Source organism: Phocaeicola vulgatus ATCC 8482, assembly GCF_000012825.1.
Lineage (GTDB): Bacteria > Bacteroidota > Bacteroidia > Bacteroidales > Bacteroidaceae > Phocaeicola > Phocaeicola vulgatus.
Genome location: NC_009614.1, coordinates 2,276,799 through 2,300,244, shown reverse-complemented (window position 1 = coordinate 2,300,244; position 23,446 = coordinate 2,276,799). Strand labels below are relative to the sequence as shown.

The 23,446-nt window shown below is 39.8% G+C and carries 13 protein-coding genes and 1 pseudogene; 3 read left to right on the top strand and 11 right to left on the bottom strand.

The features are described 5' to 3' along the window. Positions 1 to 86: 86 nt before the first annotated feature. The 10 genes and pseudogenes from BVU_RS09070 to BVU_RS09030 form a co-directional block, all read right to left on the bottom strand. Positions 87 to 2,301 (bottom strand): annotated as a pseudogene (locus tag BVU_RS09070) (glycoside hydrolase). A 308-nt stretch (positions 2,302 to 2,609) separates the two neighbouring features. Continuing rightward, positions 2,610 to 5,180 carry a glycoside hydrolase family 2 TIM barrel-domain containing protein gene (locus BVU_RS09065; protein ID WP_011965330.1) on the bottom strand — a complete coding sequence of 857 codons (2,571 nt, stop codon included), beginning with the start codon at positions 5,178 to 5,180 and terminating at the stop codon, positions 2,610 to 2,612. An 11-nt stretch (positions 5,181 to 5,191) separates the two neighbouring features. Next, positions 5,192 to 6,454 carry a DUF2264 domain-containing protein gene (locus BVU_RS09060; protein ID WP_011965329.1) on the bottom strand — a complete coding sequence of 421 codons (1,263 nt, stop codon included), beginning with the start codon at positions 6,452 to 6,454 and terminating at the stop codon, positions 5,192 to 5,194. Between the two features lie 13 nt (positions 6,455 to 6,467). Then, complete coding sequence (locus BVU_RS09055; protein ID WP_011965328.1) at positions 6,468 to 7,589, bottom strand: glycoside hydrolase family 88/105 protein; 1,122 nt, start codon at positions 7,587 to 7,589, stop codon at positions 6,468 to 6,470. Positions 7,590 to 7,682: 93 nt separating this feature from the next. Next, positions 7,683 to 9,623 carry a RagB/SusD family nutrient uptake outer membrane protein gene (locus tag BVU_RS09050; protein ID WP_011965327.1) on the bottom strand — a complete coding sequence of 647 codons (1,941 nt, stop codon included), beginning with the start codon at positions 9,621 to 9,623 and terminating at the stop codon, positions 7,683 to 7,685. An 11-nt stretch (positions 9,624 to 9,634) separates the two neighbouring features. Then, positions 9,635 to 13,183, bottom strand: a complete 3,549-nt coding sequence (locus BVU_RS09045; protein ID WP_011965326.1) for a SusC/RagA family TonB-linked outer membrane protein — start codon at positions 13,181 to 13,183, stop codon at positions 9,635 to 9,637. A 155-nt stretch (positions 13,184 to 13,338) separates the two neighbouring features. Then, entirely contained in the window at positions 13,339 to 14,283 is a 945-nt protein-coding gene (locus BVU_RS09040; RefSeq protein WP_011965325.1) for a FecR family protein, read from the bottom strand. Between the two features lie 118 nt (positions 14,284 to 14,401). Then, positions 14,402 to 14,989: an RNA polymerase sigma-70 factor gene (locus tag BVU_RS09035; RefSeq protein ID WP_041174435.1), complete on the bottom strand. Its 588-nt coding sequence runs from the start codon at positions 14,987 to 14,989 to the stop codon at positions 14,402 to 14,404. 94 nt (positions 14,990 to 15,083) lie between these two features. Beyond that, positions 15,084 to 15,269, bottom strand: coding sequence for a DUF1573 domain-containing protein (locus tag BVU_RS21510; RefSeq protein ID WP_234209344.1), 186 nt, complete (start codon positions 15,267 to 15,269; stop codon positions 15,084 to 15,086). A 207-nt stretch (positions 15,270 to 15,476) separates the two neighbouring features. After that, the gene (locus BVU_RS09030) at positions 15,477 to 16,874 is read right to left on the bottom strand and encodes a DUF3874 domain-containing protein (RefSeq protein WP_011965322.1); all 1,398 of its coding nucleotides are present in this window, start codon (positions 16,872 to 16,874) and stop codon (positions 15,477 to 15,479) included. A gap of 328 nt (positions 16,875 to 17,202) precedes the next feature. Here BVU_RS09030 and BVU_RS09025 point away from each other — a divergent pair, with 328 nt between their 5' ends. Next, positions 17,203 to 17,883 carry an HU family DNA-binding protein gene (locus BVU_RS09025; protein WP_005842814.1) on the top strand — a complete coding sequence of 227 codons (681 nt, stop codon included), beginning with the start codon at positions 17,203 to 17,205 and terminating at the stop codon, positions 17,881 to 17,883. Positions 17,884 to 18,075: 192 nt separating this feature from the next. Here BVU_RS09025 and BVU_RS09020 read toward each other — a convergent pair whose 3' ends face one another. Continuing rightward, on the bottom strand, positions 18,076 to 18,642 hold the full coding sequence (locus BVU_RS09020) for an RNA polymerase sigma-70 factor (RefSeq protein WP_011965321.1): 567 nt from the start codon (positions 18,640 to 18,642) through the stop codon (positions 18,076 to 18,078). Positions 18,643 to 18,786: 144 nt separating this feature from the next. Between BVU_RS09020 and BVU_RS09015 the strand changes: the two genes are divergently transcribed. Both BVU_RS09015 and BVU_RS09010 read left to right on the top strand, forming a co-directional pair. Next, positions 18,787 to 19,800: a FecR family protein gene (locus BVU_RS09015; RefSeq protein WP_005842818.1), complete on the top strand. Its 1,014-nt coding sequence runs from the start codon at positions 18,787 to 18,789 to the stop codon at positions 19,798 to 19,800. Positions 19,801 to 20,053: 253 nt separating this feature from the next. Further along, positions 20,054 to 23,440 carry a TonB-dependent receptor gene (locus BVU_RS09010; protein ID WP_041174434.1) on the top strand — a complete coding sequence of 1,129 codons (3,387 nt, stop codon included), beginning with the start codon at positions 20,054 to 20,056 and terminating at the stop codon, positions 23,438 to 23,440. The last annotated feature ends 6 nt before the right edge of the window (positions 23,441 to 23,446 follow it).

Genomic DNA, 23,446 nt, shown 5'->3' with positions numbered 1-23,446 from the left:
TGCAACTTGTCGGTTTAATCAAGTACATTAAGAATGACTTAATAAAGAATATGGCTATTGAACAGACACTTTTTTCTATTCAACGCTCAGTCCTTCAACCGAAAGCTGTACCCGCCCTGTTCTCTCAGTACCAGTGGCTTCTTTCCGATCTTTTTTATAATTCTGACTGTACATCCTGCCGGAATGTCAATAGTGCTCTCCCCCTCGGCATTCAGTTTCAAGACAATATATCCTTCCTTTACCGGAATTCTGGAATGAATCCACTTCAAATGGAGTAACTCCGGTTTAATGGTATATTCATTCGTCTTCATCGAAGACTGGCTGAAACCGATAAGACCGTTCAATGCGCCTACCACTACCGGGACTCCATTCGCCCCATGACAAAGACTCAGGCCGTACGGACGATTATAAAATACCAGTTGACGGGCCCTGGAGGCATTCATCATAAAGTTCTCCGGGAAACGGGTATGTCCCTGATCCATCCAGTCGCCGAACACACCATAGATATGATCCCATAACTCTTTTATCCGCCCGGCTTTGGCATAAGCCAGAAACTCATAACCCTTCTCATAACTGACCACCTCATAATAGTTCGGCAAATTCGGCAGAACATTTTCAAACAGGTTGTCATAATGTTCTTTGGGAAAGATATCGGCCAGTATTCCCCAATATTGGGCATGATGCGAAATACGCTTGTCCACAGTCACATTGTCATTCATTGTACCGTTGATGAAGACTTTCCGGTCATTATCCCAAAAATGTTCAAAAATCTTCTTTTTCAGATTCCGGGCCAACTTGCGGTATCTGTCCGCCAATGCACTCTCCTTCCACAGATCCGCGAAATAAGCTCCGGTCACATAATTATAATAGAGCATGATCTGGGCATAGGCCGCCACCCCTTTCCGGGCAGGACCGTTATAAGTGGACCATCCGGGGGTATAACCGAACTGTCTGTCTCCATAATTGCCGTGTACAAAACCATTCTCATCCACGATGGAGGCATAAAAATCAAGCAACTGGATGATGCGGTCTTTGTATTGAAGGGAAGTGGTCAAGTCACCGAAACGCAGATAGTTCTGTTTCAGGCCGAACAGGGCATGCAACGGATAATCAGGAATCCCTATATCTGATTTCTGCGGATCAAGCGGCATCAGTGCTATGGAAATTCCGTTTTTTGACACCTGCTGGTCACCGAAAAGATAATCCCCCGCCAGGGTGCTGACCAGCGCATCCATGGACCAGGGAAGAAAATCACGCTTCACCCCGTCCAGATAAAAGCGGTGCATACTAGTATGCAATGTCGCACTGCTCATTTTGAACAGGTTGTTCACATAATCATCATCCGTTTCAAACTGCATCTGGTGCTCTACCGGCCACAATGACGCATCAAAACGAAGGGAGGTAATCTCAGCCCCCTTGTCGCATTCCAGTGAAACATATCGGAGAGCGCGTTCCGGCAAAGTGATGGTGCCTCCTTCTTCTGACAAGGTAACAGGAGCCAATGGATATTGTTCCAGTTTCTTATCATCCCGTTCCAGTGCTTCTTCGGGAGTTTCGCCAACGCGTACGGTTATAGTTCCCTTTCCTTTCGCTTGAAAGGTCAGTGTTCCAATCTCAAGATGGAAAAAGTCGATGAGGACATAACCATTCTTTCCGATACTAATTCCGTCTTTACCTTGCATCTCAGCATTGCGCATGGGGAGTATTTGTGAAGGTTTAATCCGGGCTGTCATATCTTGCGGAGCATCCGGCAGCACGCCCGGTTTATTATACATGACGGCACTCTCGGGTATTGTCCAATGCTCTTTATCCATGCTGACTTGCCATTCATCCGGATTTTCCAGTCCCGCCCCTTTCAGAATGATACAAGGTAATGAGTCATCCGTTGTCACCTCAAACAATAAAGAGGATCTGCCCACGGGTAAAATAACCTGTTTACCGGAAACAGACTGTTTTACACCATTTATATAAAGAACAATATCCGACGGACCCTCCCAGCAAAGACTACTTTCCTTTTTCAATCTTACCTCTTTTCTGAACCAGACATGATTATTCTTTGCAAAAAATTTACCCGGATACATTGACACAACGCTCTTTTGAGATACGGGCACATTGTTGCTGGTAGAAAGCAGCCAGTTGTCCCGGATACCACATATAGCGACTGTTCCATTCCTCCTGAGATTGCCGGCTCACGATGGTTACATTAGGAGCCAGAGAAGGATCGAACTCTTTTGTCTGGGCATAACAACATAGAAATGATACAGTCATCAGAATGCCTAATAACTTAATTTTTTTATTCATGTTTTTCATCTACTATAAATTCCATGCAAATATCGGAACATAAAATTATAGTAACTATGGATTCCTGTTCATTTCTTTGTATTATAGTACAATTCCTTTTTATTATTCATCCAAAGTATTTTCCATTACGGCAATTTATGAGTTCAACATTTTTTCTCTGAAATACTAAACTAGAATAAACAATAACAATACTTTATTATGATCAATAGTACAGTACGGACAATAAATTGCACTATTTAAAAAGAAAGAATCCGTATCAAAAGTGTTTTGAGACAAATTCTTTCTTTTTAAGACTCTTTTGTCACATATCAAAGTTTCCGTACCTTAATACCAGCTAAAAACGGTTCTCCTTTCACTGCCCCTGCACTAATAACAATATGATCATGTTCGTTTCGAATAATATAGCGACGCTTAAAGGCAGTACGATGCTTTCCTCCATCAATTGGAGAAAAATTAGTTTCTACTTGTTTTCCACAAATGGAAATATGAAAACGTGTTTCTCCCGAATGCTTTTCTTCTTTATTCTTATTTAAAAGATTGGCCAACTGAGCAGCAGGTTTAGTAACATCTGCTATAAGCAGTTCTATTTCATACTCTCCTATAGGAGCATCGATTTTATAACTCCAGTTTCCTTCACGCCACGTCTGGTATATTGGCCCATCTAAAGTATTATAAATTTCAGAGGTAGTGCTATGCGCTTTTCCACCTATATATCCCCAACCTCCCGCAGTATAAGGTTGATCAGGTAACCAAGTAAGATTACTGATATCTGACGTAAAGTAACAATTACTTCCTACATTAATTGCCAATTCATCTCCTTCAGCTATATTAGGAAGTGACTTGAACTGAATTGTCATAGCATCTTGAACTGTTTTCCCATTTTTGATTCCTTGCGCCATAAGAACTGATATACCTTCCGGTAAAATTACATTAAAGACAGTGTGACAATTAGCTATCTTTTGACATCCTATTGATTGTCCGTTAATAAACAATTCCACTTCCGGCATATTTGAATAAATTTTAATGGACTGTGGCTTATTTATTTCCCCAGTACGCATTTCCCAATCACGGCTGGCAATTCTTATTACTGGAATATCTTTCCGCCACATAGCCTTAAAATAGTAAGCCACATCCTTCCATATACGGTTATTATAAGCCAATCCCTTATTGTTTACTCTAGGCATTGACTCCTGGCGAGCAGCCACATTAAAATCAATGAAATTCCAATAAGCGCATCCACTAATCCATTCTGTATTCTCTATAAAAGGAAGATAATGTTCTATATACGTTTGTTGATATTCGATACTAAAATCAAAGGCACGTCCTTGAGTGGAATGCAGCCGCTTGTCACTGCCTGCTCCCCATTCACTGATAATCATAGGTTGGTCAGGGTAACGACGATGTTGATCTTCACACCATGCATTAAAATCTTTTAATTTATCAACATACCAACCATGATATAAATTCCAACCTACTACGTCTACTAGATTCAAACCTATTTCATTGTATAGATTGGTCATATTAAATGCCATAACACTGGCTCTTCCTGGATCTTCTTCTTTCAGAACGGCTTCCAGTCGTTGTGCTAGATTTACCGTGCGCTCTTTACATGCTAGCCACTCAGGTTTACCAATGGAAGGAGCAGTAAGAAGAATTTCGTTCATATATCCCCATGTTATAACAGATGAATGATTATAATGCTGGCGAATCATCTCACGCAGATTATATTCACAATTATCATCATATCCAGGTGTATTCGGTACAATATTAATGATAGGAATTTCCTCCCATGCCAATAGTCCCAATTCGTCACACATTTCCAATATTGCATCATCTTGTGGAAAATGTGAAATACGAATAAAGTTACATCCCAACTCTTTCATTAAAAATATGTCTCGTCGATGGGCTTCGTCATCTAAAGCTACCCCTGCCGGAGCTTGATCTTGATGACGATTGAGTCCACGTAATTTATAAGATTTTCCATTAAGGAAAAAACCTTTACTTCCATCAAAGGTAAACCAGCGAAATCCCACCTTATGATTTTTTTCATCCAATAGCTTTCCTGACTTCGGATCTACCAAGGTAGTTTTTACCAAATAAAGTGAAGGAGTTTCTGGACTCCACAAATCAGGACTCTCAATAGCACCAGATGTGTTTTCAAAAATATAGGTTTCGCCACTCTTAAGTTTTTGTTTTTGTTTAATAGTCTGCAAAAGTTTTCCTTGCGGACTATAAATTGCACTTCTGACTTCCAATATAGAACTTTCATGAGAATCATTAGTCACTTCACATTTTACTTTCAATACTCCTCTTTTTTCATTCACTACTGGAGTACTAATAAAAATTCCATCAGATCCCATATTGCTCATATTGAAGTGTTGTTTTGGAGTAGATATGAGCCATACATCTCTGTAGATCCCCCCCCAAAAAGTGAAATCTGCCGATATAGGAGTAATATCTTTTCTCCCATTGTCAACCGTAATCTCTATCAAATTCTCTTTTCTGATATACTCTGTTATATCTACAATACAAGCTGTATAACCACCTACATGACTGCCTACTTCCTTTCCATTCACTCTAATATTAGCAGCCTTACTAGCAGCATCTATTTTCATATAATAACGACGTTCCGCAACAATTTCCGGTAAAACGAGAGTACGCCTGTAGAATCCCTTACCTTGATAATAATTTCGTTGTTGATAAGCATCTATATTAAAAGTATGGGGGAGATTGACAGATTCCCATGATTCATCTATAGATTTCCGAAATTCCCAATTATCATTGATAGTCTTCATTTCCCGCTGCGCTTGTAAAGAGGTAACGACAAACATTACCACTATAGCCAACAAGCATCTCTTGAATAATACTTTATACTGCATACATTATTTTTTTACTGGTAATTCATTGAGTGTTTTTCATAATATGTATGATCTTTAGGAAATTCTTCTCCTTCCCAAGCCTTTTTGGAAGTCCAAGATTCACTAGGGGAAGTCCAAAAAGGATGATCGGCTGACAAGCCCAATGGCAAAAATGCTAAAGATGCTAAATAAAGGCTTCCATTATTAGTATATACATTAGCCGTATGCGGCTGCTTACCGTTAAATCCCAATGTGAGAAATCCTTTTTCATTAAAGTTTTGTCCATCAGCGAACATACGTTTTATAACGGCAGTCATTGCTGTTCTTACTTGACCATTACTAAGTTCTTCTGGTAACAATCCTTTCCAAACTATCAATGCTAAAGGTTGAAGTACCCCTGTGCGATAAGTTATGGAACGACCAAATACAGGAAATGCTCCTTCAGGAGATATGAGATGTTCCAAAATAATACTATAACGTTGGATACGTTTAGTAACATGAGCAAAAGTTGTTCCCGCCCATTCCCGTTTTTTCTTTCCACCATCAGTAAGAACTTCCACGCATTCAAAAAACATAGGATGAATAACAAAACTGTTATAATAATCAAAGGCAAATGAAGGACCATCCGAATACCATCCATCACCAATATACCATTCTGAAATTTTTCGCAAGGCAGAATCTATGCGGTAATAATCTGCTTTCGCTCCTACTTTATGAAGAAATGTTTCTATAGTAGATGAAAACAGCAACCAATTAGTATATAATGGATTAATCCGCCTTAATGCAACAAATTGATTTATATATCGTTCTTTTGTTACCTCATCAAGTGGCATCCAAAGTGAATTATATCCCCTAATAAAACTCTCAGCTATATAAGCCGCATCTACCAATGTTTGGAAATTTTCACTCCAAAGTAAATAATCAGGAGATAAGGGATCCACAGCATTTTTATATCCTTGCAATGCCCAAGTTCTTAACTGTTTTCGCTGAATACCTTCCGCTGTATCATCATCTGGTAGCGAAAGCCATGGTGCAAGACCAGCCATTAAACGTCCGAAACATTCCATATAAGAAACTCGCCGGTCACGTCCATCCCACGTAGGACTTAATTCAAGTTGCATGTTTTTTTGCAATTTTCCTTCACTGATATTACTTAATACCGGTGCAGCCATCCGATACATGACATCACACCATATTTCACGATCAGCCATTTTCTTTGTCTTGTGCTTAGCGCACAAATCGGCAGAGAAAAACAAAAATAATATCGTACATCCAATTAAAATAAACTTATTCATCTTCTTTACCTTTTTATTGTAAGAAACGTACTCGTTCACAAGCAGCTAATAAAAAAGCTCCTATTCCAAAATTGAAACATGAATTAGCATCCACCACCTGCCCTGGTATTGCTTTTTCTCCGACAGGTTGAATATATCCGATTTTTCCATCAGCTTGCAATGCTGTTGTTTTAAGATAGTTCCAAGCCTTTTCTACAATAGGCGAATAAATATCCGCATTTAGCAATCCATTATTAATTCCCCACAGAAAGCCGTAAGTAAAAAGAGCAGTACCACTTGTTTCAGGACCCGGAGCTTGTTCCGGATCTATTAAACTACGTGTCCAATAGCCTTCAGGCTGTTGACAGGCAGCAATAGATTTTGCCATTGTCTGAAAACGAGTTATATATTCTTCACGATACTTATCCTCTGCCGGCAATTGTTTCAGTACTTTAGCAAATGCGGCAAATGCCCATCCATCTCCCCGTGACCAGAAATCTTTTTTTCCGTTTATTGTTTTATGAAACGGATACGGATATTTAGCATCACGATAATAAAGACCAACTTCCCTATCATACATAATGCTGTCTGTTACTGTAAGGTATTGATGTAATTTCTCCAAATATAATGGATTCTTTGTTATATCATACATCTTCACCATGACAGGCATTACCATATATAATGCATCAACCCAATGCCAGTAATCAAGTTTTGAAGTAGACATCTGATATTCCATTACTTCGCGGGCACGCGCTATTTTTATTGTATCAGGGTCAAGTTTATATAGATCGGCATAAGTTTGGAAACAAACTTGCCAATCACCAAAAAGAACATATTCCGGTGATTCTCCATAAGTGCTTCGCCACTCAGCTTTGTTGTTGCTGGTAGCTCCTTTCCATTGATTATAGTCAGCCCAATCAATAGAATATTGCAGATAATCCTTATTTCCAGTCAGTGCACAAACTTCCATATTTCCAGTATGATATACAGCATTGTCCCAAAATGACCGGACTTGTGGCTTATGCATAGACTGATAGCGCTGGTTCACACGATGAATTATTTCCAGTAATTCCTCAGAAGTCTCAGTATTTTCCTTTTTATTACTACAAGATGCTGCAAGCAATAATAATGCAACCATCCCCAATATACATTTCATAAAGTCAATATTTAATTTGTAATTGTTCTGAAGAAGTAAATTGACGCAACAGCCCCAATTGTATCAATTTACTTTCTTCAAATCTATTCTGATTTATTGTTCGTCGGCTACGGCCTCCTCCCATGTGTTCCACTTTTCTACAGTAGGATCATAACCGTCATATCCAGGATTCTGACCGAGTTTCCCTAACAGGTTAGCATCAATTGCACTTTGTGGAATAGGCCAATTTATATTATGACGTCCTATAGTATATTTACGTCCTTTTACTATTGGTGCATCAGGCTTGTTATAATAATTATTATATTTATTAATACGATGCCACCAAAAACTATCTTCATAAAGTTTATCCACATCATATACCTTCCCTTCATTATCAGGTTTACCACTTAAAGCCAAACAATAAGAAATACGACTCAACTCAGTAAATCTCCATTCTTCCATATAAAGTTCACGAGCACGTTCGTCTACAATATCATCAATATTTACTTTTGAATAGAAGATGTCACATTTTGCACGTTGACGTATAATATTAACATCTGCTGTAGCTTCTTCTATATTACCTAAATAATAATTGGCCTCAGCACGAAGTAAATAAGTTTCAGCTAATCGATACAAATAGAAATCACTATATCCACTACCTTGATAATTATTAAGATGAGGAGCCTCATCTTCTGGAGACTCAGACCATGTCTTATAATGAGGCCAATCAAACCAAGTCCGAACAGTATCATTGCAAAGGATCTGTTCTTCTCCATTATCATTAATACAACTGTAGCTCAAATGTTTGCCATAATATACAGAATTGGGATTGTTGTATTTCAAGTCTTCCATATGTACCCAATTACCAACTTTTGAATTGTGCCTCAAGTCCCCATCATCATGGTTACCATTAAGATACCATAATGAGTTTTCTGCAAAATAAGTGGGGCGTACAACTCCTACTCCACGTCCAAACGTTCTATTATAATCCATTGATGCATCATAGGAAGCATGAGTAAGAGCAAAACGGTCTACTGCCAACTTGTTGTCAGGCGTAGAAATAGACGTTGCATTCCACCAAGGTACCAAATTACGCATTGTACGTGTCCGGATACCGGAATCTGAACCATAACGATTAGGCATAACAAGAATTGCTTCTTTATTAGCTGCAATAACTTTGTTATTTCCTTGATGCAAATTCCAAATCACATTATTAGTAATATTCCATGTAGTAGGGTGTGGATTAGAGAAAGTACCAAAGGTTTCCGTCATCAGCTTATACCCAGACTGACTAATTAATATATCAGCTTGTTCTTTGGCTTTCTGAAACTCCCCATTAGCTAAATAACATTTAATAAGTAGCTGGCGACAAGCTCCTTTATTAATCATACCAATGTAAGTCATATCCTTTTGATCAGGCACATGCTGCACTGCAAATTCCATATCTTGCACTAGTTTTTTTATGATAGCCTCTCGTTTTGTACTTTTATAATCCTGTTTTGGTCGATCTATAATTTTTGACACAAAAGGTACATCGCCAAATTGGAAGCACAAATTTAAATAGCGATAAGCACGATGAAAATAGGCTCGTCCTAAATATTCATTCTTTATTGATTCGTCCAGTCCTTCCACTTTATCAATATAACTGATAATCGTATTAGCATATTTAATACCATTATAGGTTTCTCCCCAAAAGATAACCAAACGGTTTTGGTCAAAATTATACCAACCATTATTAGGAGTAAAGCGTTCATTGATGTCACAAAAAATAAGCGCATCGTCTGTTTTTGCTGCTACGGTTAAATCAGAGAACAGGTATTCACTCATTAAAGGAAGCATCAGATCGCACGCTTCGGTATTTGTCCAATAAGCCCGCAATGCTTTATCAGCTGAAGCTAAAGCTGCATTTAACCCTTCTACTGTATTAAAAGTTATTGAAGGTTCATAAAGTGATAGCGGATCGGGGGTTAAGAAGTCGTCAGAACAACCTGTCATAGATAATTGAAAACAAACAGTTCCTATCAATATTCTAAATATATTTTTATAGTTTTTCATATGTCATATTATTAAAATGTTAAGTTAATTCCCAAAGAATAAGTGCGAGGAGCCAAACCACCTGTTTCAGGATCACCATATTCCCATTCTTTACTCCAAGTTGCTACATTACGGACAGTAGTAAATATCTTGGCATTCTGAATCTTATATTTCTCTAAAAATTTCATTGGAATATTGTAAGCCAACGAAATATTCTCTAATCGGATAAATGAGCGATCTATCACACGGGCCGGTGCAGATATGCCAGTTGGACCTTGTGCACTAAGACGCGCATAAGTATTGGAAGGGTTATCTACAGTCCAATATTCTTTAGTGTAGACATTTCTACAGTTAGTTATCTGCGAATAATTATTATCATTATTCAAATAATTAGTATCCAAGCTCTTGTGTCCCATATAAGAATACATATTAAATGAAAAAACCCAATCTTTAAAAATAGTAAAACTATTCCTCAAGGACCAATGTATAGGAGGTGTTGTTTCCCCCATAAACTGTTTATCTTTATTATTATAAACAGGGGTTACGCTTCCATCAGCATTTACTTTATCATCGTCTGTATAAATGTTCTGTACTTTAGGATCACCTGGGCGTTGACTATATTTGGCAGCTTCTTTCACCTCATCTTTTTGCCAAATACCTGTAACTTTATAATCCCAAATAGCACTAACAGGGTGCCCAATAAACCAGCCATTAGTCACATCATCTCGTTCTTTTACTATTGTATTGCCCAATGCATCAACTATGGTTTCATATTCTCCATATAATTTCTTAATAGTATTTTTATTAACTGAAAAAGTAAATCCGGTTTCCCATTGAAAATTTGCCTTTTCAATATTACGTGAATTAATAGACAATTCAAATCCCCGATTCTCTATTCTACCCAAATTAGTTGTAATAGAATTAAATCCTGTAAAGTCAGGCAATGATTGGTTCATAATCATGTCCGTAGTAGGCATTACATAATATTCCATACTTGCATTGATCCTATTGTTAAAAAATCCCACATCAAGACCTACATTCCAAGAAGTAGTCTTTTCCCACTGTAGATTCGGATTAGCCAAACGACTTACAAAAAGATACTTTAGATCCATCAACGCCCCCGAAGCAGAATTTATATATCCTTGTGTATATTTTCCAAGTGACAAGTTTGCTAAAGCAATGTATGAATCAGCCAAACTACGGTTACCATTCTGTCCGAATGACACACGCAGCTTACCAGAACTTAACGGCTTCCAATTCCAAAAATTCTCATTAGTAAAAGTCCATGCCAATGCTCCTGAAAAGAAATTAGCATAAGGATTAGTTGTTCCAAATGCAGAATAACCATCACGACGAAAAGAAAATGTAGCCATATAAGTATCATTGTATGAATAAAATAAACGAGCCAAATAACCACATGCTGTTTCACGCGTATCAGTAGATCTAAATGAGCTCAGATTTTTATCACCATTAGCAGTGCCATGAAATCCTAAAGCTTCAGAAGGTAGAATATTACGCGCCTCAATACGATCTGCCCAAGATTGACGTTCTTCAGCTTCCTGTACCAAAGTCAAAATAGTATGATGCTTTTCTGCAAAAATGTGCTCCCAAGTAATAGTATTATTTAAGGACCAATCAAAACGTTTACTTTGCTCACGGTTTACACGATCATCTGTTTCCGCTTGCCAATCAGGATGTTCTGATGATCGGTAGTAGCGATCATGAAAATACTGTAAACGCGGTGATACGTTAAACGAATAAGTAATTCCTAAGGGTAAAGTTACTTTGGCTGTTAAAATAGAATTTAAAACTGTAAAACCTTTATCCAAGTCAAGATATTGGCGATCGTAATCAAAGTTATATCCTTTCCAATAAGCATTTTCACCCATAGGATGAGGCACTAGTTCCCCATTTTCATTATAAGGAGAAGTAAATGGACTATTATCCAATATTTGGCTTTCCCAATTAGTTGCAATATCCCCATCTGTACGATTCTGAAAATTAATGTTTGCCCCTACATTAAGCCAAGAAGTTATTTGGGCATTAAGTTTCATATTTGAGCGTATTGCACTATACTCATTACCTCTTGCTACCCCTTCGTTAGAAAGATAACCTAATGAAAGATAATAATTCACTTTTTCATTATTACCTGAAATGCTGACGTTATAATCTTGATTCAATCCTGTATGGAAAGAATGATCATACCAATCAAACGTTTTGCCTAATAAAAAATTATTTAATGTTATATCACTAGCTTGTAATCCCAATCTTCTTCCCCAAATCTCCTCTGTACTCATCGAACCATCTTGATTACTTTGAGCTTTCCAAGCTTCCAAAGTAATGCCATACTTATTCAAATTAGTTTCTGTAGGACGACTATAATAACCAACAGGAGTATTTCCTGTCTGATAAGCTTCATAATTTCCTGTTTGAGCATTTATACCATAAGTGTCTGTCGTATAAAAATCTTCACGATATTTTAGATATCCATGAGAGTCATATACTTTCCGGCTATCACCAATAGTAACGAAGCCTATATTTGCACTAAAATTGATAACAGGTTTTTCCGAACGTCCTTTTTTTGTCGTTACAATAATTACTCCATTAGCAGCTTTAGCACCATAAACCGCAGCAGAAGAAGCATCTTTTAGCACATCAATCTGACTGATATCATTCGGATTGATTTCAGACAATTCTCCATAAAAAATCATACCGTCCAATATAATAAGTGGATCGTTATGTCCTCCATCTGAATAAACAGAACGTTGACCACGAACTTGCATGGAGCCACCACCTTTAGCAGACCCATCAAATCCAATCCGCAAGCCAGCAGTACCACGCAAAACATCTTGTACAGTTTTCGGAGCTTCATTAGAAAGTTCAGCCGGACGAATCTGAGAAACTGCACCTGTCAAATCCTTTTTCTTCATTGTACCATAACCTACCACCACCACTTCATCCAACATCTCCGAATCTTCCTTCAATACTACATTAATTTCTCTCTTCCCAGAAACTTTCACTTCTTGAGAAACATACCCGATATACGTAATCTGTAAAACGGCTTCTTTCGGGGCATCCAACACAAACCGCCCATCTATATCTGTTATCGTACCTATTGACTGACCTTTCACCGTGACATTGGCACCGATTATCGGCTCGCCATTCGTATCTTTCACAATACCTGTCACCTTATTTGCCTGTTGGGCAACTTCCCCATCTTTCGCCTTGCTCATCAGCATGATATTCTTACCCTCCATGGCATAATAAATATCAGTACCTTCAAAAACCTTATTCAACACTTCGGCTACAGATTTATTTTGCGCATTCACCTTCACATTGCGCTTCAGATTCACCTCGTTTACATTATATACAAACAGATAATCTGTCTGTTTTTCTATTTCACTGATTACCTTGCCTGTTGACATGTTATCCGCCACAACAGTCACCTTCATTGTCTGAGAATAAGACTCAGTGGCAAAAGCTGTTCCGGCAAAGACAAACAGGGCTAAGAGTGTGTTTCTCATCATACGGAATAAATGTTTAATTTCTACAATAGATTCCTGATACAAAATATTTTTCATATATTTGCATTACTAATTTTAGGTTCAACTTAAGATTATTTGAGAAAAAAATTGTCAATACGTAATTGACGTTTCCATGGGATGGTGTTGCAGCACTATCCCATTTCCTTTTTAGACCATGTGTGTTATTTCATAGGCATATTCTTTTTTAAGGGTTAATTAATTGTTATCACATTCGTCTCATCATCCTTTGTATAAGTAAACTTATTATTGAGTCTCAAAACTTTCAGTACGTGTTCCACCCCATCTTTCGTGCGGAATTTACCTGTATAACGGTTCTTTAAAATCCGGGTATTATTTACCACAATATCCACCCCATAATACAGTTTCAGTTTCTCTATCATATCACGTACGGATATATCATTAAAACAAAGCAAGCCCTCACGCCACAAAAAATAATCGACCTCCTTGATGCGTCCTTTCACCAGTCTGTTGCCTTTCAAGCTGGCCATCATGTTCGGTTCCAGCCTCATTCCACTGTTATTCGAACCGGGCACTAAAATTTCTACAGCACCTTCCAACAAAGAAGTTTCCCATACGCTATCCGCTGCATAAGCCATTACATTGAACTCTGTACCCAGCACCTTCACATTACACTTGTTCGTCTCTACAATAAAAGGCTGTTCCACATTCTTTGTCACCGCAAAGTAACCCTCACCATCCAATTTCACATTTCGGATATTCCCTTTGAAACTTCCCGGGAAAGTCAAGGTACTGCGTGAGTTCAACCAAACCTTCGTACCATCCGCCAACATCAATTCCGCCCGTTGGCCCGCCGGCACATAAATAGACTGCCATGTTTTGTCTTCCGGTACCTGATGTTTTCCTGTCCAATAATGTGTACCCAACAAGACGATCGCCAATACCGCTGCTATCTTGGCAGCTTCCATACATACTCCGCGTAACGAGAAATGTTTCCTTTCCCGGCTATTCTCCTCCGCCACAGGTTCCGTACGCCACAATGCCATGTCATGCAACTTCCGTTGTGCCATATATTCACGCATGTTCTCAGGATTTTCCTGTATCCATTCGGTCACACGCTGCTTTTCGGCTTCAGTAGCATTTCCGGCTATATATTTTTGCAATAATTCAGGATTCATATTCTATGCTGTTTTATTAGAAACGACTCAAGAAGAAACTACCCTAAAAGAAAATGAAGAAAAATATAAAAAAATCATTTTTGTCCTCAAAAACATCCGTATCCCTATCCGGTCAGGCTTAATAATAAAAGAAGAAATAAAATAAAGGAAGATAATCTTTTAAAGTCACCCGCAGTACTTTCAATGCTTTTGATATATGATATTCCACCCCCTTTATAGAGATTTCCATCTCTTCGGCAATCTCTTTATTGGATTTATTTTCAAAACGGCTCAAAATAAATGCCCGTCGGGTCTGTTCCGACAAGGTACTTAAAGTAGCACTGATGATTTTTTCCACTTCTTCCGAAAAAATCTCATCAGGATTGCACGCTTCCAAGGCAGACATACGGATAGACAATTCCTGTTGTTGCCAGTCGACCATCACTTCAAAAGCACTGCGTTTTACCTCCTCGTGCTTTAGATAGTCCAAAGCCTTGTTCTTCAAAATTGTCAGTAACAATGGTAAGATATATTTCTCTTCAACAGGCTCGGCCTTCAACTTTTCCCACAACTTTATTAATGCCTCGGAGGCAATATCTTCTGCCGCCAAATCATTATGAACGTATGATTTGGCAAAGAAAAAAGACTTCTTATAATAAGAGGTATAGATATCATTAAAAGAATTTCCAGACATTTTGCTCATTTGTATATCGGTTGTGCTTTTCATCCATATTACGATGGTAGAGCAAAGTTAGCAATAAACCTTCGATAAAAACAAAATTATCCTGTTAATTCTTTCTCTTATATGCTATGAGCTTGCCTTATATGCAATCGCCCTCCACCGTCAGACCAAGTGGCAAAAAGGAAAAGTTGCCATAGATATGAAATTCACGGACAAACACCCCTATGCTGTCCGACCGGAAGGAAACTTTCAACTGCAAAGTATCTCCCGGAGCAGCATGAAACTTGGAGCATCTCGTTTCCGGACAATCCCAAGAAGAAACAATGCAATAAATATGTAAACTGTCACTTCCATGTTTTTATAGATAAAAACGCCACCACTAAAAAAGTCGAACAAACAAATCGCCAAGCAATATTTTTCATTTATTTCCCCTTATACGATTCCCCCTGAAAAATCCTTCAAAAGCTTCAGCCCTCCCGCAAACCCTTTGCAGGAGGGCGTTCCGGCTGAAGGATCACACCGGGAAAAAGTTTCAGGCCGCGGAAGAATCCTTCAGCTTCACCAGCCGGTACACATTGCCATACTCAGTATGAACACGCTGTATCCCTAATGCAACCATCATCCTGCCCAACCGGTTCGGAGTCACCCCACGCATGGCCGCCGGATAATGTTTCTGCAAATAATTGAACAAATCCGTCGTGGTATAGGGCTTGGACAACTCCCCTTCCTGCGGCATCCGGAAACAACGCAAAAACAATTCCTGTTCGGCAGGCATTTTATAAAAATTCCGGTTGCTGTGCTGTATCTCCTTTTCTTCCTCTTCCGAGAACCAGTAACGCTCTCCTCCGGCCAGCTCCGCTTTCAGCTGGGCGAACAGCTGCGCATGATCGGGCGGTGTGCAGTCAATCTTGCCGTCCACTTCCGCACAAAGGAAACGGCGGCTTCCTGTGGGATCAGTCAGCAGGTCCGTCATATTGGACGTACCGATGAAAGAGGCGATACGGGGCAGATGACTGAATGCCGGACGATGTGCCCTGCGGAAAGTCAGTGTGGTCGTCTGCATCAGATTCTTCAAGGCAGGCATCTGCCCGGCACGGTACTTGTCGAACTCATCCATATTGATCAGTCCGAAAAGCGAAAGTTTCTGTTCACATCCACTCTCGCTCGTCAGGTCGAACTTATCTATATAATAAGGTGTAAGTTCCTTGGGCATCAAAATCTTGCAAAAAGAAGACTTGCGCTTCCCCTGCTCACGACTCACCAACATAGGCGCCACCGCATTGGCGCAATCCTGCGCCTGCCCCAGCCATTGGGCGGCAACACCCAGCATCCAACGGTGAAACCCTTTCACCCACATCGGCTTACGCGATATACGCACGGCCAGCGGAGTAACACGATCCACCCCGTCCCATTGAGGCAAGTGGCTCATATAATGCAGAAAAGGATGATAGTTTTCCACCTTTCTGGAATGGAGCAGACGGCTCACATCCTTATCCCAGCAGTTGATGCCACCGGTACGCGCCTCCAGGCAGAATGTATTCAAATCACGTTGAGCCACCATGGCATACTCTTCATCCGGCATCTCTTTCCCACGATACTCCGTCTGTTCAGTGAGAAGATTGTAACGGAAATCATAGCGTATGGTCAAGAAGCGTTGCAAGGCATCCAGCATATTCTCCGGCTTCTTGCGCCCCGATTTGCCAAAAGCCGCCTTTTCATCGATAGTTTCTACCATGCCAGCTGTTTCGACAGCCGCTGGGAGAACAATTTCATCCACCGTTTCCGTAGCCGTTGAAGGCAACACCCCTTCCGCATTTCCGGTTTGCCCCACCGACTGCCCGGTAACCGGAGCCGTGCTTTTTCCCACGCATCTCCTCATTTTCATACTCTTTTTGCACCAACTCAGTAAATTTTCCACTAATTTTTTCATCCTTTTTCATTATTTGGGGTTGTGTAATATCACAAAGATAACACTCAAAATGCCCTTTTACAAGCATTTACCCCACACTACCGCAAAAAAGTGACTAAGCGAAAATAACTGGGAAATTATTCGTTTTTATCAAGACTATTTCATACTTTTGCACCGTCAAGTTAATCGTTTCACTAGAATGATGAAGTTTCATCACCTAAGTGATACAACTTCATCACTCAAGTGATATTATTTCATCACTAAAGTGAAACGATTAACTTGAAAGGAAGTTGCAGCAAACTCTTCCGTACAAGAAAGCATAAACAACCGGATAAAAACAAATAAGCGAATGGCTATCAAATTTGAATTTTATGAATCACCCAATACGATAGGTACGCGCAAGAAGCGCTATCACGCCCGTGTAGTAAACTGGCAGCGCATCAACACCGACTATCTGGCGCGGGAAATACAGTACGGCTCCTCGCTCACCGTGGCGGACATCAAGGCAACCATTATCTCGCTCAGCGAGAAACTGGCCTACTACTTGAAGGACGGTGCCCGGGTACATATCGAAGGGATAGGATATTTCCATATATCGCTTACCTGCCCCGAGACACGGACACCAAGCTCCACACGTGCCAACAAGGTGAAATTCAAATCGGTGACATTCCGTGCGGACAAATACCTGAAGCATCAGTTGAGCGACGTCAAGACCGAGCGTTCGAAATACAAGCCGCACTCCATGCCGGTAACCAAAGAGAGTATAGACGAAGCACTGACGGAATACTTCCTGACAAACAGCGTGCTGACACGCCGGAAGTTTGAATCGTTATGCGGACTGACACGAGCTACCGCGGGACGTTATATCGCTCAGTTGGCGAAAGATAAAAAACTGCGCAATATCTCCATTCCGCGCAACCCCATCTATGAACCGATGCCGGGATTCTACGGAAAAGAGAAATTGCCCGAACCGGAGAACGAAACGGAAAACGTATCGGCAACAAACGACACGGACCTGACAATAAAGTAAATATACAACGAAACAATATAATAGAAAACTTCTACAAACGAAGCTCAAACCATAAAGAGCTGAAACTTCTACACTAGGCTGAAGGAATTCCGGGAGGAAATTCTTCAGCCGCTTTTCTTTATTGACGGGCGTTTGCGAAGAGGCTGAAGGATTTGAAAGAAAAAACAGGGGAAACTCCGGGGGAGATACTTTTCAGCCCACCAGCCATACCAGCATAGGCAAGTAATCCTTTAAGGAAACACGAAGCAGCTTCAATGCCTGCTGGATGCGGTAAGCCACCGTCTGTGGCGACACATCCAGCACTTCAGCAATTTCTTTATAACTCAGTTCCTTAAAGCGATGCATCACAAAGGCTTCCCGATAACTGTCGGGAAGAGCAGCCATCGCCTCTTTTATTTTCCGGTCCAATTCCTCAAAACGACCATAGTCCACTTCACACAATGCCGCCTGTGTCCGCTCATAAAAGGCAGCTTCCGCCTTGGTTTTCACCTGTTCCCGCGTCAAGTGGTTCAAGACCCTCCGATAAGTCATTTTGAACAAATACTGATTCAATGAAGACTCGATTATCAAATCCCCACGATTCTCCCACAGCCATAACATCACCTCCTGAACAATCTCTTCGGCATCTTCCAGCGACACCAAGCGGTGAGCATAGGCACACAGCATAGGATAGTACCTTCTGAATAAATGGTCAAAAGAATTACCATCCCCCTGTCGGAGAGCATTAAACAAAGACAAGTCTTCCACGGTATGATTCATAGTATAATAACTGTTTTCCTTGTGTACAAAGATAGTTGTTTTTATCGGAAAAAACTTTTTTTTAAAAAAAAAGCATTTTTCGTTTAGATACCTTTCATTCTCGCTTGTCTTAATAATATAAAGGAAAACATTAAAGTATAATTCATGGAAAACCATACCGATATAGAAACTTTGTTGACCAAGTATTTCGAAGGAAACACCACTCCGCCGGAGAACGAACAGATAGAAGCCTGGCTGAATGCCGATGAGGAGCATTTGCGTATAGCCAAGCAGCTGAATACGCTCTATCTGGCTGTAGACACACAGCACATCACAAAGAAGATAGATACGGAAAAGGCATTAGACAAGGTAAAAAGCAGAACAAAAGTTAGAAACCTGTCCTGGTGGGGATGGACACAACGCATTGCGGCCATCCTGTCCGTTCCCCTCCTGATAGGTGTATTGGCTCTGTATCCGGACAGACAGCAGCCGGTAGTCACCGCTCAGATGGTGGAAATAAAAACCAATGCAGGCATGACTACCTCCGTCCTGTTACCGGACAGCACGGTAGTTCACCTCAATTCGGAATCCTCCCTCCGCTATCCCACCTTTTTTGCCGGCGATGTGCGCCAAGTGGAATTAAACGGTGAAGCTTATTTCGATGTGACCCAACACCCCCGGAAACGATTCATCGTTTCCACCCCTCACCATTCGCAGGTGGAAGTGTACGGAACAAGTTTTAATGTGGAAGCATACGGTAATGAAACTCCCATTTCCACCACGCTTATCGAAGGCAGCGTAGGGTTTATTTATAAGAATAGCAAAGGAAAATTTCAAAAGAGTATGCTCTCCCCCAGACAGAAGCTGGTTTATTCCCCACAAACCGGAGATATCAAGTGCTACGCTACCTCGGGCGAATCGGAGATTTCATGGAAAGACGGCAAGCTTATCTTTAATGACACTCCGTTGGATGAAGTGCTGCACATGCTTGGAAAGCGGTTCAATGTGGAATTCGTATTGTCCAACAAGGGGCTGAAAGGCTGTTCGTTCACAGGAACATTCACCCATCAGCGTCTGGAGCGTATTATGGAATATTTCCGGATTTCTTCCCACATACGCTGGCGTTACATTGACAGTGCAGATATAAAGACGGAAAAGCTGAAAATAGAAGTGTACTAATATACGTTTAACCCTTAATTTAAATACTAGAAAAATGAACAGACAACAGGCTCCCTAAACAAAAACATACGGGAGGATATTGGCGTATCACCCCGTATGAAAAAATCATCTTTCCATGCTTGTTTGGCGACAAGCAAAGACAACATTTTATTCACTTTATCTCAATTACAAAATTATGAAAATTTATTTTAGCGTCCAATTATTATGGATGATAAAGTCGTGTAGGTTAATCTTAAATAAAACTCCATTACCTATGAAACTGAGTGTACTCTTTTTAATCTGTTCGCTAAGTATGACTTATGCGGCAGAGTCGTATGCGCAAAAGACCATGATCAGTCTTGAAGTGCGTAATGAAACAGTTGGCACTGTGTTGGAAAAGCTGAAAAAAGAATCGGGGTTTGATTTCTTCTTCAACAATAAACACGTAGATCTGAAACGTATTGTATCAGTTTCGGCAAACAACAATAATATCTTCAAGATATTGGATCAGATTTTCGCAGGAACGAATGTGAAGTATTCGGTGCTTGAAAAGAAAATCATTCTTTCTACTGAGATTGTGCAAGGAATACAGCAAGAACAAAATAAGGTGACAGGTATTGTGAAAGATGCGAATGGCGAACCGATAATCGGTGCCAATGTCATCGTAAAAGGCCAGTCAACTGGTACAATCACAGATATAGACGGGCGGTTCGTTCTGGATACTCCCAAAGATGCCGTTTTACAGATTACTTATATCGGGTATGTTTCTCAAGAAGTGAAAGTTTCTGGAAAGAAAGAACTTAATGTTGTATTAAAGGAAGATACTGAAACTTTGGAAGAGGTAGTAGTCGTAGGATATGGCGTACAAAAAAAGGCCAACCTGACAGGAGCAGTAAGCAGTGTAAAAATGGATGAAATATTGGGTGATCGTCCTGTCACTTCGGTTAGTAATGTACTGATGGGAGCAATGCCGGGACTGCAGGTAACAGGCACATCAGGCCAACCCGGTGCTGAAATGTCTTTCAATATCCGTGGAGTGAACAGCATCAATGAAGGTGCCCCGCTTGTATTAGTTGACAATGTAGAGATGGACATAAATATGCTGGATCCTAATGATATTGAATCTATCTCTGTATTAAAAGATGCCGCATCTTCGGCTATTTACGGTGCACGCGCTGCATTCGGAGTTATCCTAGTTACCACTAAAAAGGGAATGAAAGACACTCGCTTCTCTATCAACTACTCTAATAACTTCTCATTCAGTAAGCCCAGTAATTTACCCCATAAAGCAACTCCGTTACAAACAGTACAAGCTTATAAAGATATGGGAACAGTATCATATCAGACAGGACAAAATGTAGATACCTGGTTAGAGTTATTGAAAGAATATAATACTAATTCAAGCAATTATCCTGACGGTTATGCCGTTGTAGACGGACTTCGATACAGTTTACAAGAAACAGATCTCTTAAACGACATGATGGAAACAGGTTTTCAACAAACACATAACATTTCTGTTGGAGGAGGTAATAAATCAATATCTTACAGAATGTCAGCCGGTATGGTGAATCAAAATGGAATTCTTGTTACAGACAAAGACTCATATAAACGTTATAATATATCATCTTACATCCGCTCCGACATTCATTCCTGGATTACTCCAGAGTTAGACATCAAATATGCGAATTCACATTCAGAACTTCCCTATACTTCAGCTTCTTATGGTATTTGGGGAGCAGCAGTAGCCTTTCCATCTTATTTTCCATTAGGTAATATGGAACTGGATGGTGAAATCTTGCCTATCAATACTCCTCATAATTTCATCAATCTGTCAGCACCTAAAGAAAATGACAGAAACGATTTACGCATCTTTGGCAAGCTGACTATTACTCCGTTCAAAGATCTGAAAATAATCGGTGAATATACATTTAATAGAAAGACCAGAGAAATCACAACTTTCGATAAGAAATTTGCTTATGCTCACGGAGCTAACTTCCGCAAAGAACAGTCTGTTTCAAATTCGAAATATGAAATAGAAAATCGGGCAACCAATTATAATGCTTTTAATGTATATGCCAATTACAACAAAACATTAGGCCAACATGACATTGGAATTATGGCTGGTTTCAATCAGGAAAGCAATTCCTATAAGATGATGAAAGCGTCACGCACAGATATGATTAACGAAGATTTACCCTCATTATCACAAGCTACAGGAGATTATAAAAACAGTGATGAATTTGAAGAATACCATGTCAGAGGATTATTCTATAGGATAAATTACTCTTATGCCGGTAAATATTTACTCGAAACAAACGGGCGTTATGATGGTTCTTCGAAATTCCCTAAAGAAAATCGTTTCGGCTTCTTTCCTTCTGTTTCCGTAGGATGGCGTGTCAGTGAAGAGCAATTTATGGAATGGAATAAAGTTTTTCTTTCTAACTTAAAATTGAGAGGTTCTTATGGTAATATCGGTAATCAAAGTATAGAACCTTATGCTTTTATTCCTGGCATGGATTCTCCATTGGCTAATTGGGTTGTAAACGGACAAGCTACTACAACATTGGCTCCTCCAGCCCTAGTCAGCAATAGTTTCACTTGGGAAAAAGTTAGTACCTTGGATTTCGGATTTGACCTAGGACTGTTTAATAACCGCCTAAATGTTGTATTTGATTGGTACCAACGGGATACAAAAGGAATGTTGGCTCCAGGTATGGAACTTCCAGGAGTATTGGGTGCCAAAGCCCCATTACAAAACTCTGCCGACTTACGCGCCAAAGGTTGGGAAATATCCTTGGATTGGAATGACCGTATCGGCAATGTGCAATATTATTTAGGTTTTAACCTATATGACTCGCGTACGAAAATCACAAAATACGACAATGAGGTAGGCTTACTAGGAAAAGATTCGGATGACAATCTGATTTACCGGAAAGGAATGGAATTAGGTGAAATATGGGGGTATACTACAGACCGCTTATATACTACCGAAGATTTTGACAGTCAAGGAAAGTTAAAAAACAATATTCCCAAAGTGGAAGGTTATAATCCTAATCCGGGAGATATACTTTATGTGGATTTTGATGGGAATGGTATCATAAACAATGGTAAAAACACATCAAACGAACCAGGCGACACTCGTATTATCGGTAATGATACTCGCAGATATCAATACGGAATTCGTGGTGGTGCAACATGGAAAGGTATTTCACTGTCATTTATTTTACAAGGAGTCGGCAAACGGGATCTTTGGCTCATGAACGAGCTATTCTATCCACATTACGATGCTTACTCAACTTTGTTTGACTCTCAATTGAATTACTGGACTCCAGAACATACAAACAGTTATTTCCCACGTTTATATGAAAAGGCAGAAGGAAACACTAAAGCCAATCAAAAACCACAAACCCGTTTTTTGCAAAATGGAGCATATTTGAGCATACGCAATATCAGTTTATCATATACCTTCCCCATAAAACTGATCAAGCCACTGGGTATTACTAACTTATCAGTATTTTTTGGTGGAGAGAACCTCTTTACATTTGATCATCTGCCCAAAGGGATAGATGCTGAACGTGTAGTAACAGACAATTTGGGACAACGTGGATTTACTTATCCTTATATGCGTCAATTCTCATTTGGTATTAATTTAAGTTTATAATAAAAG

Coding starts and splice junctions, on each gene's coding strand:
- BVU_RS09015 (WP_005842818.1), top strand. CDS start 18,787: ATGGAAAACCATACCGATATAGAAACTTTGTTGACCAAGTATTTCGAA.
- BVU_RS09040 (WP_011965325.1), bottom strand. CDS start 14,283: ATGAATCCTGAATTATTGCAAAAATATATAGCCGGAAATGCTACTGAA.
- BVU_RS09020 (WP_011965321.1), bottom strand. CDS start 18,642: ATGAATCATACCGTGGAAGACTTGTCTTTGTTTAATGCTCTCCGACAG.
- BVU_RS09010 (WP_041174434.1), top strand. CDS start 20,054: ATGAAACTGAGTGTACTCTTTTTAATCTGTTCGCTAAGTATGACTTAT.
- BVU_RS09025 (WP_005842814.1), top strand. CDS start 17,203: ATGGCTATCAAATTTGAATTTTATGAATCACCCAATACGATAGGTACG.
- BVU_RS09060 (WP_011965329.1), bottom strand. CDS start 6,454: ATGAATAAGTTTATTTTAATTGGATGTACGATATTATTTTTGTTTTTC.
- BVU_RS09045 (WP_011965326.1), bottom strand. CDS start 13,183: ATGAAAAATATTTTGTATCAGGAATCTATTGTAGAAATTAAACATTTA.
- BVU_RS09050 (WP_011965327.1), bottom strand. CDS start 9,623: ATGAAAAACTATAAAAATATATTTAGAATATTGATAGGAACTGTTTGT.
- BVU_RS09065 (WP_011965330.1), bottom strand. CDS start 5,180: ATGCAGTATAAAGTATTATTCAAGAGATGCTTGTTGGCTATAGTGGTA.
- BVU_RS09035 (WP_041174435.1), bottom strand. CDS start 14,989: ATGAAAAGCACAACCGATATACAAATGAGCAAAATGTCTGGAAATTCT.
- BVU_RS09055 (WP_011965328.1), bottom strand. CDS start 7,589: ATGAAATGTATATTGGGGATGGTTGCATTATTATTGCTTGCAGCATCT.
- BVU_RS09030 (WP_011965322.1), bottom strand. CDS start 16,874: ATGAAAAAATTAGTGGAAAATTTACTGAGTTGGTGCAAAAAGAGTATG.